Source organism: Bradyrhizobium sp. HKCCYLRH2015 (assembly GCF_051168215.1).
Taxonomy (GTDB): Bacteria; Pseudomonadota; Alphaproteobacteria; order Rhizobiales; family Xanthobacteraceae; genus Bradyrhizobium.
Window position 1 is genome coordinate 301,023 of record NZ_JBNPUO010000009.1, and the last position, 12,989, is coordinate 314,011.

Consider the following 12,989-nt stretch of genomic DNA (forward strand, 5'->3'; position numbering starts at 1 on the left):
CGAGCGGAATGTAATGCAATGAGCGATCCTGTGGTCCATCAGGCAATCAGCGCGCAGAGCGGCGCAGCGGCAGCTCTTCTGCCGGCGCAGCCCGAGGCGCTCGGCTGCCACGCCGGCAAGGCCGAGCTCAAGCGTGCGGCCGATGCCGCCGGCAAGAGCGAGGTGCTGGCGCGCTACGCGGCCGACTATCCGGCCGGGCCGCACGACCAGCCGCAGAGCATGTGCCCGGCGTTCGGCTCGCTGCGCGTGGGCCTGCGCATGCGGCGCACCGCGACGGTGCTGTCGGGCTCGGCCTGCTGCGTTTATGGCCTCACCTTCACATCGCACTTCTACGGCGCGCGGCGCAGCGTCGGCTACGTCCCGTTCAATTCCGAGACGCTGGTCACCGGCAAGCTGTTCGAGGACATCCGCGAGGCCGTGTTCAAGCTGGCGGACCCCGCCAACTACGACTGCGTCGTCATCATCAATCTCTGCGTGCCCACCGCGTCGGGCGTGCCGCTGCAGATTCTCCCGAAGGAGATCAACGGCGTCCGCGTCATCGGCATCGACGTGCCCGGGTTTGGCGTGCCGACCCATGCCGAGGCCAAGGACGTGCTCGCCGGCGCGATGCTGAGCTACGCGCGCCGCGAGGCGGAGCAGGGTCCGGTGCAGGCGCCACGCGTGCCGCGCGGCGATCGGCCGACCATCGCGCTGTTAGGTGAGATGTTTCCGGCCGATCCCGTCGGCATCGGCATGATGCTGGCGCCGCTTGGTCTCGCCGCGGGTCCCGCGGTGCCGACGCGCGAATGGCGCGAGCTGTATGGCGCGTTGGACTGCGCGGCCGTGGCGGCGATCCATCCGTTCTACACGGCCTCGATCCGTGAGTTCGAGGCGGCGGGCCGCCCGATCATCGGCTCGGCGCCGGTCGGCTGGGATGGCACGGCGGAGTGGCTGGAGGCCGTTGGCGCGGTCTGCGGCGTCGGGCGCGCGCAGATCGATGCGGCCAAGAACGCGGTGCTGCCGGCGATCCGCGGCGCGCTTACGGCGACTCCGATCCGCGGCCGGATCACGCTGTCGGGCTATGAGGGATCGGAGCTGCTGGTCGGGCGTCTGCTGGTCGAGAGCGGCGCCGACCTGCGCTATGCCGGCACGGCCTGTCCGCGCACGCGCTGGTCGGAGGCCGACTGTGCCTGGCTCGAGAGCCGCGGCGTGCGCGTGCAGTACCGCGCCTCGCTGGAGCAGGATCTCGCGGCGGTCGATGAGTTCGCGCCGGATCTTGCGATCGGCACCACGCCGGTCGTGCAGAAGGCCAAGGCGCGCGCGATCCCGTCGCTCTACTTCACCAATCTCATTTCGGCGCGGCCGCTGTTCGGCGTCTCCGGCGCCGGCTCGCTGGCCCAGGTCGTCAATGCGGCCATTGCCGGCAAGGCGCGTTTCGACGAAATGCGCGACTTCTTCGAAGGTGTCGGTGAGGGCGACACCGCGGGCGTGTGGCAGGGCACCCCTGTCGCGCGTCCTGCTTTCCGCGACAAGTACCGCAAGGCGGTCGCGGCGCAGGCCAAGGCGCGCAAGTCCGAGGAGATGGTGTGATGCTGATCCTCGACCACGATCGCGCCGGCGGCTATTGGGGAGCGGTCTACGCGTTCACCGCGATCAAGGGCCTGCAGGTCATCATCGACGGCCCCGTGGGCTGCGAGAACCTGCCGGTGACCTCGGTGTTGCACTACACCGACGGCCTGCCGCCGCATGAGCTGCCGATCGTCGTGACGGGGTTAGGCGAGGACGAGCTCGGCCAGAAGGGCACCGAGCAGGCGATGAAGCGCGCCCGCGCCGCGCTCGATCCCGACCTGCCGGCGGTGGTCGTCACCGGCTCGATCGCCGAGATGATTGGCGGTGGCGTCACGCCCGAAGGCTCCAACATCAAGCGCTTCCTGCCGCGCACCATCGACGAGGACCAGTGGCAGAGCGCCAACCGCGCGTTGAGCTGGCTGTGGAGCGAATACGGCCCACGCCGGATTCCTGAGCGCAAGCCGCGCGCCGACGGCGAGAAGCCCAGGGTCAACATCATCGGTCCGATCTACGGCACCTTCAACATGCCGTCGGATGTCGCCGAGATCCGCCGCCTGGTCGAAGGCATCGGCGCCGAGATCAACATGGTGTTCCCGCTCGGCAGCCACCTCGCCGACGTGCCGAAGCTGGTCAATGCCGACGTCAACATCTGCATGTACCGCGAGTTCGGTCGCCTGCTGTGCGAGACGCTGGAGCGGCCTTATCTGCAGGCGCCGATCGGGCTGCATTCGACGACGAAATTCCTGCGCTCGCTGGGCGAGATGCTCGGCCTCGATCCCGAGCCGTTCATCACCCGGGAGAAGCATACGACGATCAAGCCGCTGTGGGATCTGTGGCGCTCGGTGACGCAGGACTTCTTCGGCACCGCGAGCTTCAGCATCGTCGCCTCGGAGACCTACGCACGCGGCCTGCGCAATTTCCTCGAGACCGAGCTCGGGCTGCCTTGCCACTTCGCGATCTCGCGCTGTGCCGGCGCCAAGACCGATAATGACGCCATCCGCAAGGCCATCCACGAGCGGCCGCCGCTGGTGCTGTTCGGCAGCTATAACGAACGCATGTATGCGGCGGAAGCCGGCAACCGGTCGGTCTACATCCCGGCCTCGTTCCCGGGCACGGTGATCCGGCGCCACACCGGCACGCCGTTCATGGGCTATGCGGGGGCGACCTACGTCGTGCAGGAGGTCTGCAACGCGCTGTTCGATGCGCTGTTCAACATCCTGCCGCTCGCAACCCAGCTCGACCAGATCGCGGCGACGCCGGCGCGGCTCGAGCGTGAGCTGCCATGGGATGACGGGGCCAAGCTCGCGCTCGACCAGATCATCGAGACCCAGCCGGTGCTGGTGCGGATCTCGGCGGCCAAGCGGCTGCGCGACGCCGCCGAGCGCGGTGCGCGCCAGGCTGGACTCGACAAGGTGACGGAGGACGTTCTCGCGCATGCGCGGTCGCAGCTCGCAACGGGCCAGGCCGCGTAGGCGCGGGGATAGCGGAGAGGGAGAGGACGATGTCGTTATACGAACGCATGGATCGTGACGTCGCACCGAGATCGCGCGAGCGCATCGACTATCTCCTGGTCTACGCGATGTGCTTCGCCGTGCTGATGGTCGAGGGCGTGCTGCGCCGGATCGGCTCCATCATCACCGGCCACCGGCCGGCGCCGCTCGGCGCGATCGTCGGTGAAGCGAGGATCAAGGCCGCGAACTGCGCGACCTCGTCCTTCATGGGACTTTGAGTTCGAGAGCGGTCAGTGCGCTCTCCGGATTTGCAAGGAGTTCGTGCGGCTCGCCGCACGGATGTCATCCCGGCGACGGGATGACACTTCGACGCCGCTCATCTCGGTGAGCGGCATCCGGCCGAAAGGCCAACACCAGGAGGTACCACTATGGTGGACGTACCAAACAAGGGAGGCTCTCTGTCGGGGCTGACCGAAGCGGAGGCGAGGGAATTCCATAGCATCTTCATGACGAGCTTTGTGGTCTTCACGGCGGTTGCGATCGTCGCCCACATTCTCGCCTGGATGTGGCGTCCCTGGCTGCCCGGGCCGACTGGCTACAAGGCGGCGATGGATGGGGCAGCCCACTACGCCACTCTCGCGCTCTCCTACCTGACCTGATCGAAAGGAGAAAACTATGTGGCGCTTGTGGTTGTTGTTCGATCCCCGCAGGGTTCTCGTGGCTCTCGGCGTGTTCCTGTTCGGGCTGGCATTGGTGATTCACTTCATCCTGCTCAGCACCAACCGGTTCAACTGGCTGGAGGGGCCGCGTGCAGCGAAGACGTCGTCGATCTCCGATCCGGCAACGCCGGTGAAGCTCAGCTAGCAGCTCGACGACCAGAGGGAAGCGGACGGGCGACGGCGGCAGACCCCGTTCGCCCGCTTCCCAAATCCTCTCGTCCAACGAATTCACGACACGTAGCATATCGCGCGACGGGCAGCGGAGGCAGGACCGATGGCAATGCTCAGCTTTGAACGAAAATACCGCGTCCGCGGCGGCACGTTGATCGGCGGCGACCTCTTCGATTTCTGGGTCGGACCGTTCTACGTCGGCTTCTTCGGCGTGACGACGATCTTCTTCACCTTTGTCGGCGTGGCGCTGATCCTCTACGCCACGGCGCTCGGACCGACGTGGAATCTCTGGCAGATCAGCATCAACCCGCCCGATGCCAAATACGGGCTGTCGTTCGCGCCGCTCACCGAGGGCGGCTTCTGGCAGCTCATCACGGTGTGTGCGCTCGGCGCCTTCGTCTCATGGGCGCTGCGCGAGGTCGAGATCTGCCGCAAGCTCGCGATCGGCTATCACGTGCCGTTCGCCTTCGGCTTTGCGATCTTCGCCTATTTCACGCTGGAGGTGATCCGTCCGGTGCTGATGGGCTCGTGGAGCTACGCCTTCCCCTATGGCATCATCACCCACCTCGATTGGGTGTCGAACACCGGCTATCAGTTCGGCAACTTCCACTACAATCCTGCGCACATGATCGCGATCACGTTCTTCTTCACGACGTGTCTCGCGCTCGCGCTGCACGGCTCGCTGATCCTGTCGGCCGCCAACCCGGGCAAGGGCCAGGAGATGAAGTCGCCGGAGCATGAAAACACCATGTTCCGCGATCTCCTCGGCTACTCCATCGGCACGCTCGGCATCCATCGCCTCGGTCTGTTCCTGGCGCTGTCGGCGGTGTTCTTCAGCGCCGTCTGCATCGTCATCTCCGGTCCCGCCTGGCTGATGCCGGAAGGCAATGCCTGGTCGGACTGGTGGGACTGGTGGCGCCACGTCCCGATCTGGTCGCCGCCGCAATGAGTTCAAGGAGAGGTCGTCATGGCCCAATACCAGAACATCTTCACGCAGATCCAAGTTCGTAGTGCGATCTATCCGGGTATCCCGATCGAGCCCGGCGTCTGGGAGCGCATCGGCAAGGGCAGCTTCAACTATTGGTTCGGCAAGCTCGGCGATGCCCAGGTCGGCCCGGTCTATCTCGGCTTTCTCGGCCTCGCGTCGCTGATGTCGGGCTTCGTTGCGATCGAGATCATCGGTCTCAACATGCTGGCATCGGTGAACTGGAGCCCGCTCGAGTTCATCCGCCAGTTCCCGTGGCTGGCCCTGCAGCCGCCCGCGCCGGAATACGGCCTGCAGATCTTCCCGCCGCTGCAGGAGGGCGGCTGGTGGCTGATGGCCGGCTTCTTCCTGACGACGTCGATCCTGCTGTGGTGGGCGCGCACCTATCGCCGCGCCCGCGCGCTCGGTCTCGGCACGCATGTGTCGTGGGCGTTCGCGTCGGCAATCTGGCTCTATCTGGTGCTCGGCTTCATCCGGCCGATCTTCATGGGGAGCTGGAGCGAGGCGGTGCCGTTCGGCATCTTCCCGCACCTCGACTGGACCAACAACTTCTCCATCACCCACGGCAACCTGTTCTACAATCCGTTCCACATGCTCTCGATCGCCTTCCTGTACGGGTCGGCGCTGCTGTTCGCGATGCATGGCGCGACGGTGCTGGCGATCAGCCGCTACGGCGGCGAGCGTGAGCTCGAGCAGATCGTCGATCGCGGCACGGCCTTCGAGCGTGGTGCGCTGTTCTGGCGCTGGACCATGGGCTTCAATGCGACGGCCGAGTCGATCCATCGCTGGGCGTGGTGGTTCGCCGTGCTTTGCACCTTGACCGGCGGCATCGGTATCCTACTGTCGGGCACCGTGGTCGATAACTGGTTCGACTGGGGCGTGAAACACGGGCTGGCGCCGCCGCGCTGAAGTCCTGCAGGTCGAGGCATGTTGGACAGAGTCGAATTGGATCGGATCGAGATGGCCGGGCGCAGCATGCGTCCGGCCAGTCTTTTGCAGGCGATGCGGGAGCGTACCAAGGCGCTCCACGTCACCGCGGAGCGGACCGGCATCGTGGCCGAGCTGTTGCGGGGGCGCGGTACGCGACAGGCCTACGCGTTGTTGTTGCGCAATCTGCTGCCGGTCTACGAGACGCTCGAAGCGGAGCTGCTCCGCCATCAGGGCACGCCAGTGACGGGCCGCATCGTGCGGCTGGAGCTGCATCGCGGTGCTGCGATCAAGGCCGATCTCGCTGAGCTCGAGGCGCGCAATCTGCCGTTGCTGCCCGAGGCGATCGCCTATGTTCGTGCTATCCACGAGGCAGGCTCCGGCTCCGGCCATCCGCTGCTGGCGCACGCCTATACGCGCTATCTCGGCGATCTCAGCGGCGGCCAGATCATCAAGAAGATCCTGGCGCGCTCGCTCGAACTGGAGCCCGCGGCGCTATCGTTCTACGAGTTTACGGAGATCGCCGATATTCCGCGCTTCAAGGATCACTACAGGGACGCATTGGAGCAGGCCGGTGCGGCGATGGCCGAGCATGATGCGGTCATCGAGGAGGCCGCCACGGCCTTCCAGCTGAACATCGCGCTGTCGCAGGCGCTCCAGCAGGCGGCTGGGCTCGCTGGCTGAGGCCGCCGACGTCCAGCTCAAATCGATCTCGTCCGACAGGGCACTGCGTTGGAGCCGATGTGTTTCCGCCGGCGACGGCCGGCTCCCCTCCCCGCAAGGGCAGGGCCATCGCATATGACCCGGCCCTTGTTAGGGGCCTCATGGTTCGAGACGCGCCGAAGACGGCGCTCCTCACCATGAGGATTGAGAATCCTGCCGCGAAACTGGCCTCGTCCTGAGGAGCCCGCCGGAGGCGGGCGTCTCGAAGGACGGTAGGAGGCGTGCTGGCGGCTACGAGCTTTTCTCATATGCGATAGCCCTGCCCGCAAGGGGGAGGGGAGTAGACCGAGAGCGTGGTGAGATATCGGGCGATATCGTCAAAGTACGAGCTACGTGGTCAAAGCGGGTACGGGACGGCATCCATCAACGACGTACCGCAGACACTCTCCCTCGTCTCACTCCTCGCTCTGCGAGCGATACCACACCAGGTGCTCGAGGATCTCCAGCGTCCGCGTGGTCGAATTGCGGATGCTCTCCAGCATCTCCGGCATGCTGCCGGCCTGTGCACCGTGCGTCACCTCGAGCGCGGCGAGCTGCGCGTTCTCCACCGTAGAGGCGGCGAGCTCCTTGTAGATCAGGCTTGCGCTCTGATCGAGCCGCAGCGTGGGCCGGCGGGCGCCGTCGATTTCTTCCTGGAAGCGCGCCCGGGCCGCCTCGGCGGTCTTGCGCTCGGTCAAGTCCGAGAAGATCAGCACGAAGCCGAGCACGCGATCATACGGCGCGATCACCGGGTCGGCGCGCACCATCAACGGCCGTTGCGGCGAGGCGCCGCCCGTCAGCGTCAGCTCGCCGCGCCAGCTGCGCTTGTTGCGCATGAGGTCGTCGAGATTGGCGCGGAATTCCGCCGGCGCCGTGCAGTAGCTGCCGAGATCGCGCAGATACGGGATGTGCGGATGCGAGGCGCGCAGCTGCTGCTCGAAGGCTTCGTTCATCAGCAGGATGCGGCCCTCGACATCGGCGATGATGACCGGCTGCTCCGAGCGCAGCACCTGGGCGCTGATCGTGGCGAGCTGGTCCTGCGCGATCACCATGCGCACCGAACGCAGCTGCAGCGCCACGTCGGCGACCGTCTCGCTGACGACGCGGGCGGAGGCGAGCTCGGCGCTCGACCAGGGCTCGGACTTGCCTTCGACCAGCTGATGCCATTTCGCAAACGAGCGCCGCGGCGACAGATCCGACGGATCGTCGCCGATGATGACGGCCTTGAGCGGGTCGCCGCCCCAGGTCACCGTCCGCACCTGCTCCGGCCGGAACCACAACAGATACTCGCCCTCGCTCGCCGACAGCGGTGCGGCGATCAGGCCGCTGGCGATCGAGCGGATGTCGGCAAAGGACGGTTCGTCGAGCGTCAGCGAGCTGGTCGCCGTCAAGCCCTCGGGGGCTGCTCCCGGCGTGTTGCGCCGGCGATCGAGCCAGGCGGCGAGATCGCGGATGCGCTGCGTCGACGGGACGTCGCCGGCGGTCGTGACCTGGCCCTCGAACAGCAGCGCCGCGCCGCTCGCACCGAGCGGCTGCAGCAGCGACTGCGAGCCGTCGAACAGCGCCGCCTGCCATTCGCCGTCGCGCGACACCGCTTCGACCAGCCGCTGCTCCAGCCGGCGCACGACCAGCTCGGACTGGCTTTGGGCAAAGCTCTCCAGCGCCGCGATCCGGATCGCGCAGGTCTCGGCCAGCGCCTCGCCTGCCGCGCGAATGTCGAACGGCACGAAGCGCGGCTCATAGTGATGGCAGGCGATTAGTCCCCACAGCCGTCCGCTGACTATCAGCGAGCACACCAGCGTCGCGCCGACGCCCATGTTCTGCAGGTATTTCTGGTGGATCGGCGACATGCTGCGCAGGCAGCTCAGGGACATGTCGAGGTCGCGGCCGTTGAGCGGCGAGATGCGCGGCTGCAGCGGCACTGGCGTGTAGTTGACGTCGACCAGGAGGCGCACACGGTTGCGCTCGTAGAGCCGGCGCGCGATCTGCGGAATGTCGGATGCCGGATAGCGGTTGCCGAGAAAGGCCTCCAGATCCGGCCGCCGCCGCTCCGACAGGACCTCGCCATGGCCGTCCTCGTCGAAGCGATAGACCATGACGCGGTCGTAGCCGGCGATCTCCCTGAAGATGGTCGCCGTCTCGTCGCACAGGCCGAGCAACGATGAGGCCGAGGTGATGCGGTGGAAGGCGCTGTCGAGCGCAGGCGCGATGTTGGTCGTCTTCGTCGCCGGCTCCAGCTCGACGATCAGCCCGCCATTCGAGGGGCGGTGAAGCGTGCAGTCGACCCGGCGCGGCGGCGCCCCGGCGGTGCATCGCAGGGTCATCGGAGCCAGATGGAGCGGGCTGTTGAGATGCGGCAGGATCTGCAGCGCCAGGTCGCCGCCAAGATCGCGCAAGGGACGGCCGACCACGGAGCCGGTGTTGAGGAAGGCGGCCGCATTGGTGCTGGCCTGGATGACGATGTTGTCGGGCTCCTTGACCGCCAGGAGAATGCCGTGCGGCTGGATCGAGCCTGCGAGATGAATCTGTTCACGCTCGCAATCCGCAAGAGTAGCGTGGCCGAAGGCCGGCGTTGTCAGCGGAACGGGCAACTATCTCCCCTTTTCGGTTTCCTCGTCGCTTTCTTCGAGTTGGCTCAGATTATACCGATCGAGCTTGGCGTAAAGACTCTGGCGGCTGAGGCCGAGAATTTCGGCAGCCGACGTCCGGTTCCCGTTGGCGAGCTCGAGCGCAGCGCGGACGTAATGCTGCTCGACGACTTCGACCGTGCTCCTCACCAAGTCGCGCAACGGTGTCTTGCCGACGGATTCATTGAGCCCCGCGAGGGCGACCCGCAGATTGTCATGCTCCGCCGCGGGCGACAACCGCCTGGCGATGTTGCGCAACACCAGGCCGATCCGGCGCTGGCCGTCGAGGCCATGGGCGGCGGCCGAGATCTCGACCTCGGTCTCGGTCCCGAGCTCGCCCTGGATCGTGGTCGACAGCAGCCGGACGGCTCCATGGCGCTCGACGTTGGAGATCAGCACCGAAAGGTCGGCGCCGGGGCGGATCAGCCAGCGGCTCAGCTTCTCGCCGATCAGCGCCTCTTTCGATCCGACCTCGACCAGCTCCAGGAAGGCCCGATTGGCCCGCTTGACGGCACCGGTGCCATCGATGCTGATGACGGCATCGGGAAGATTCTCGATCAGCGCTTCGGGATCGTCGGGAAGAGGGCCGGGCTGCGCGGCCTTGCCGATCGGCGCCATCTGCAGCAGGAACATCGGCGCGGTCTCGCTGGTCATCAGCGATCCCCGGAGCATCCAGGGTGCGGTGTCCTGGCCGAGGTGAATCACGATGCCCGGCGCCTTGCCCTGGTCGCGGACGCGCCTCAGCATCAGCTCTACCAGCTCGCGATCCTTTTGCGGGATCTCCTGCAGGAACTCGCGGCCCACCAGATTGTCCCGGCGCCGGCTTGAAACGCCGAGCGCGGCCGCCGCCGTCCGATTCGCTTCGACGATGCGCAGATCTGACACCTTCGTCAGCAGCACAGCCTCGTTGGAATCCTCGATGACCAGGCGGTAGCGCGTCTCGATCTCGCGCAGCTTCCAGTAGTCGCGCTCGATGGTCTGCTGGGCCGAGATCAGCCGGGCCTGGAGCTCCGCGACCGCCTGCAGATTCTTGCCGATCGCCAGCATGCCGGCCCGGCCGCCGAGCAGCACGGTCGTGAATTCCATCGGCAGCTCGAGACCGCTCGGGAACCGCTGCGTGATCTGCCGGAACGCGGAAATGCCGGTACGCTTGGTGTCCTGCATGATGCGCTCGATCTTCTCGCTCGCATCATCGACGATCTCGGACCAGGGACGGCCGAGCCAGATGTCGACATTCTCGGCTGACATGTTCGGCGACAGCGTCGCCTCACGGATCACGCCGTCCATGTCCAGCAGCAATGTCACGTCGGGTCGTGGACCGTGAAACTCGGCCATGGTCTTTGGCACCCGTTATCTTTGGCACCCTCTTGAGACGCTCGGGGGATCGCGGCCAGTTCATTTGGCGCGCATTTTGAAGGTGTTGCGCCCCATCCCGCTAACGTATTGAGAGTCTTGAGAATGTCGTTAGCCCATGCAGGGCGCTCGCTGTCAAGGCTTATTTCGGAGCATCCCGCTTTCGTTGGTATCCCTGCGCCTATTGCATGTTCGAGCTGCGACTTATTCGCTCACTTTCGCCTGAACCAGGCATGACAAGATCACGTGACACTGTTACCTGTAAGGAGCAAATCACATGAGCTAACAAAAACGACGCATCGGGAGGTCGCATATGCTTCGATCGGGTTTGGTTGCAGCGGTCATGACTGCCATGTCGGCGGGCGCCGCGTTCGCGTTGGACGGCGGGGACGCTGCCAAGGGCGAGCAGGTCTTCAAGCAGTGCATGACGTGCCACCGGATCGGACCGGAGGCGAAGAACGCCGTCGGTCCGGTACTCACCGGCGTCGTCGGCCGGCCCACCGGGACCTATCCGGGCTTTGCCTATTCGGAGCTGAACAAGCATGCCGGCGAGGCGGGGCTCGTCTGGACCGAGGACAATATCTTCGCATACCTCCCGGATCCCAACGCCTTCCTGAAGAAGTTCCTCACCGAAAAGGGCAAGGCGGATCAGGCGACCGGCTCGACCAAGATGGTGTTCAAGCTCGCCAACGAGCAGCAGCGCAAGGACGTCATCGCGTATCTGAAGACGTTCTCTGAGAAGAAGTGAGCGGCGTCGGTACCGCGCTCAGGTTCTGAGCGGTTGCCCGCGCACCATCCGCACGCACCCGTGTCGTCCCGGCGAACGCCGGGACCCATACTGCGTGATCTCCCTTGGGGCATGCTGCGCGTTGAGCCTTCTGTGAAACCGACAGTTGCCGGTCGCTATGGGGCCCCGCTTTCGCGGGGACGACAGCTGTGGGGGCCGTTGGCAGCCGGCTTGCGTCAGCGGGGTTTGCGCGGGCCGAGCGCATGAGTCACCTGAAGAGGCGATATGCCTCAACGCCACCGCTGCCTGAGATCAGCCGCGTTGGCGAGGCCGGAGGCGGCGAGGCAGCCGGCGAGCCAGAACCACGGCGCCCCGGTCAGCGCGCAACGTACAGCCAGCAGCAGGAACACCCCGGCGAGCAGATTGGGCAGCAGCGCCAGCGGGCTGATGCCGCGGCGGTGGCGCTGCCAGATCCACGTCACGGCCGCAAGCTCCACCGCGACCACCGTTAGGATCAGGTCGACCAGATGCGGGCTGTGAAACAGCTCATCCATCGCGCGAGCCGCTACGCCGCCCTCGCGAGCCCGGTGAGGTGCGCGATGTTCTTGAAGAAGATGCGCACATGCGACAGCGGCTTGGCGCGGACCAATTCCTTGTTCATGTACGCGTCCCAGGTCAGCTGCTGGACGTCCTTGTCACGGCAGATCGCGACGAAGCGCTCGCGGCGGGCATCGCTCGTGTACCAGTAGCGCTGCATCAGACCGAGGATGAAGAACACGGCGCCGTGCCTGCGCATGAAGGATTTGCGGGCCGTCGCCAGGGCGGCTGCATCGCCGGTCTTGAGGAACAAGGCAACGGCGTCGGCGGCCGCGCGGCCGCCAGCCATCGCGTAATAGATGCCTTCACCGGAGGCCGGGGCCACCACGCCCGACGCATCGCCGGCCAGCACGACGTCGCGGCCATTGTCCCAGCGCGACAGCGGCTTCAGCGGGATCGGCGCGCCTTCGCGGCGGATGGTGTCGAGATCGTCGAGCGCGGCAGCCTTGCGGAATTCGGCGACTGAGCCCCGCAGCGAAAAGCCTTTATGCGCGCTGCCGGTGCCGATGCTGGTGGTCGGTCCGTGCGGAAACACCCAGCTGTAGAAGTCCGGCGACAGCCGGCCGCGATAGACGACATCGCACCGCGCGGCATCGAACACCGGATGGCTGCGGTCCGGCGAGCGGATGATCTCGTGATACGCGAACACGTAGCGCATCTCGCTGGCTTCGGGGATGCACTGGCGCGCCACGGCCGAGACCGCCCCGTCGGCGCCGATCACGGCGCGCGTCCGCGCGCTGTCCTCGCGCACGCTGCCGTCGTCCATGCGCCGGACGTAGTGCACCACCGACCTGCCGTCGTCGTCGCGCGCGATATGGCTGAAGGTTCCGGTGCGGCGGATCGCGCCGCCTTCCGCCGCGCGTGCGCGCAGCCACTCGTCGTAATGCTCGCGATCGACCATGCCGACGAAGCCGCCGTCGATCGGCATGTCGACGTCCCGGTTGCTCGGCGACACCATGCGGGCGGACGAGATTCGGGCCACCAGCAGATGGTCGGGAATCTCGAACTCGGCGATCAGCCGCGGTGGAATGGCGCCGCCGCACGGCTTGATGCGGCCGGCTCGGTCGAGCAGCAGCACGTGATGGCCGTGACGGGCCAGATCATTCGCGGCCGTTGCGCCGGCCGGTCCGCCGCCGATGATCACGGCGTCGAAGGTCTCCGGGCTGGAGGAGGGGCTCATCG

The 12,989-nt window shown here is 66.4% G+C and carries 13 protein-coding genes; 9 read left to right on the top strand and 4 right to left on the bottom strand.

Annotated features, from left to right (window positions below; translation table 11 throughout):
- Nucleotides 1-18: 18 nt before the first annotated feature.
- From bchY to ACQR1H_RS24475, 8 genes are all read left to right on the top strand, one after another.
- Nucleotides 19-1,569: a chlorophyllide a reductase subunit Y gene (gene bchY / locus ACQR1H_RS24440; RefSeq protein ID WP_434908309.1), complete on the top strand. Its 1,551-nt coding sequence runs from the start codon at nt 19-21 to the stop codon at nt 1,567-1,569.
- On the top strand, nt 1,569-3,020 hold the full coding sequence (gene bchZ, locus ACQR1H_RS24445) for a chlorophyllide a reductase subunit Z (protein WP_434908310.1): 1,452 nt from the start codon (nt 1,569-1,571) through the stop codon (nt 3,018-3,020). The genes bchY and bchZ overlap by 1 nt, the downstream gene beginning before the upstream one ends.
- Nucleotides 3,021-3,049: 29 nt before the next feature.
- Nucleotides 3,050-3,277, top strand: a complete 228-nt coding sequence (locus ACQR1H_RS24450; protein ID WP_315803443.1) for a hypothetical protein — start codon at nt 3,050-3,052, stop codon at nt 3,275-3,277.
- A gap of 150 nt (nt 3,278-3,427) precedes the next feature.
- Nucleotides 3,428-3,658, top strand: a complete 231-nt coding sequence (gene pufB, locus ACQR1H_RS24455; RefSeq protein WP_315803444.1) for a light-harvesting antenna LH1, beta subunit — start codon at nt 3,428-3,430, stop codon at nt 3,656-3,658.
- 16 nt (nt 3,659-3,674) lie between these two features.
- Nucleotides 3,675-3,863, top strand: a complete 189-nt coding sequence (gene pufA / locus ACQR1H_RS24460) for a light-harvesting antenna LH1, alpha subunit (RefSeq protein ID WP_315803445.1) — start codon at nt 3,675-3,677, stop codon at nt 3,861-3,863.
- Between the two features lie 129 nt (nt 3,864-3,992).
- Complete coding sequence (gene pufL, locus ACQR1H_RS24465; protein WP_315803446.1) at nt 3,993-4,838, top strand: photosynthetic reaction center subunit L; 846 nt, start codon at nt 3,993-3,995, stop codon at nt 4,836-4,838.
- A gap of 18 nt (nt 4,839-4,856) precedes the next feature.
- Nucleotides 4,857-5,783, top strand: a complete 927-nt coding sequence (gene pufM / locus ACQR1H_RS24470) for a photosynthetic reaction center subunit M (RefSeq protein WP_315803447.1) — start codon at nt 4,857-4,859, stop codon at nt 5,781-5,783.
- 18 nt (nt 5,784-5,801) lie between these two features.
- Nucleotides 5,802-6,485: a heme oxygenase (biliverdin-producing) gene (locus tag ACQR1H_RS24475; protein WP_434887201.1), complete on the top strand. Its 684-nt coding sequence runs from the start codon at nt 5,802-5,804 to the stop codon at nt 6,483-6,485.
- Between the two features lie 434 nt (nt 6,486-6,919).
- On the opposite strand, the gene ACQR1H_RS24480 is transcribed toward ACQR1H_RS24475, so the two are convergent.
- Together ACQR1H_RS24480 and ppsR are read right to left on the bottom strand one after the other, a co-directional pair.
- Nucleotides 6,920-9,094, bottom strand: a complete 2,175-nt coding sequence (locus ACQR1H_RS24480; protein WP_434908311.1) for a GAF domain-containing protein — start codon at nt 9,092-9,094, stop codon at nt 6,920-6,922.
- On the bottom strand, nt 9,095-10,465 hold the full coding sequence (ppsR, locus tag ACQR1H_RS24485; RefSeq protein WP_434908312.1) for a transcriptional regulator PpsR: 1,371 nt from the start codon (nt 10,463-10,465) through the stop codon (nt 9,095-9,097).
- 331 nt (nt 10,466-10,796) lie between these two features.
- On the opposite strand from ppsR, the gene ACQR1H_RS24490 reads away from it, so the two are divergent.
- On the top strand, nt 10,797-11,231 hold the full coding sequence (locus ACQR1H_RS24490) for a c-type cytochrome (RefSeq protein WP_434908313.1): 435 nt from the start codon (nt 10,797-10,799) through the stop codon (nt 11,229-11,231).
- A 269-nt stretch (nt 11,232-11,500) separates the two neighbouring features.
- On the opposite strand, the gene ACQR1H_RS24495 is transcribed toward ACQR1H_RS24490, so the two are convergent.
- Nucleotides 11,501-11,764, bottom strand: coding sequence for a hypothetical protein (locus ACQR1H_RS24495; protein ID WP_315803452.1), 264 nt, complete (start codon nt 11,762-11,764; stop codon nt 11,501-11,503).
- Between the two features lie 11 nt (nt 11,765-11,775).
- Nucleotides 11,776-12,987, bottom strand: coding sequence for a geranylgeranyl diphosphate reductase (locus tag ACQR1H_RS24500; RefSeq protein ID WP_434908314.1), 1,212 nt, complete (start codon nt 12,985-12,987; stop codon nt 11,776-11,778).
- Between the last annotated feature and the right edge of the window lie 2 nt (nt 12,988-12,989).

What these genes read in the sequence shown, in the direction of transcription:
- bchY (WP_434908309.1), top strand. Translation starts at nt 19, where the DNA reads ATGAGCGATCCTGTGGTCCATCAGGCAATCAGCGCGCAGAGCGGCGCA.
- bchZ (WP_434908310.1), top strand. Translation starts at nt 1,569, where the DNA reads ATGCTGATCCTCGACCACGATCGCGCCGGCGGCTATTGGGGAGCGGTC.
- ACQR1H_RS24450 (WP_315803443.1), top strand. Translation starts at nt 3,050, where the DNA reads ATGTCGTTATACGAACGCATGGATCGTGACGTCGCACCGAGATCGCGC.
- pufB (WP_315803444.1), top strand. Translation starts at nt 3,428, where the DNA reads ATGGTGGACGTACCAAACAAGGGAGGCTCTCTGTCGGGGCTGACCGAA.
- pufA (WP_315803445.1), top strand. Translation starts at nt 3,675, where the DNA reads ATGTGGCGCTTGTGGTTGTTGTTCGATCCCCGCAGGGTTCTCGTGGCT.
- pufL (WP_315803446.1), top strand. Translation starts at nt 3,993, where the DNA reads ATGGCAATGCTCAGCTTTGAACGAAAATACCGCGTCCGCGGCGGCACG.
- pufM (WP_315803447.1), top strand. Translation starts at nt 4,857, where the DNA reads ATGGCCCAATACCAGAACATCTTCACGCAGATCCAAGTTCGTAGTGCG.
- ACQR1H_RS24475 (WP_434887201.1), top strand. Translation starts at nt 5,802, where the DNA reads ATGTTGGACAGAGTCGAATTGGATCGGATCGAGATGGCCGGGCGCAGC.
- ppsR (WP_434908312.1), bottom strand. Translation starts at nt 10,465, where the DNA reads ATGGCCGAGTTTCACGGTCCACGACCCGACGTGACATTGCTGCTGGAC.
- ACQR1H_RS24490 (WP_434908313.1), top strand. Translation starts at nt 10,797, where the DNA reads ATGCTTCGATCGGGTTTGGTTGCAGCGGTCATGACTGCCATGTCGGCG.
- ACQR1H_RS24495 (WP_315803452.1), bottom strand. Translation starts at nt 11,764, where the DNA reads ATGGATGAGCTGTTTCACAGCCCGCATCTGGTCGACCTGATCCTAACG.
- ACQR1H_RS24500 (WP_434908314.1), bottom strand. Translation starts at nt 12,987, where the DNA reads ATGAGCCCCTCCTCCAGCCCGGAGACCTTCGACGCCGTGATCATCGGC.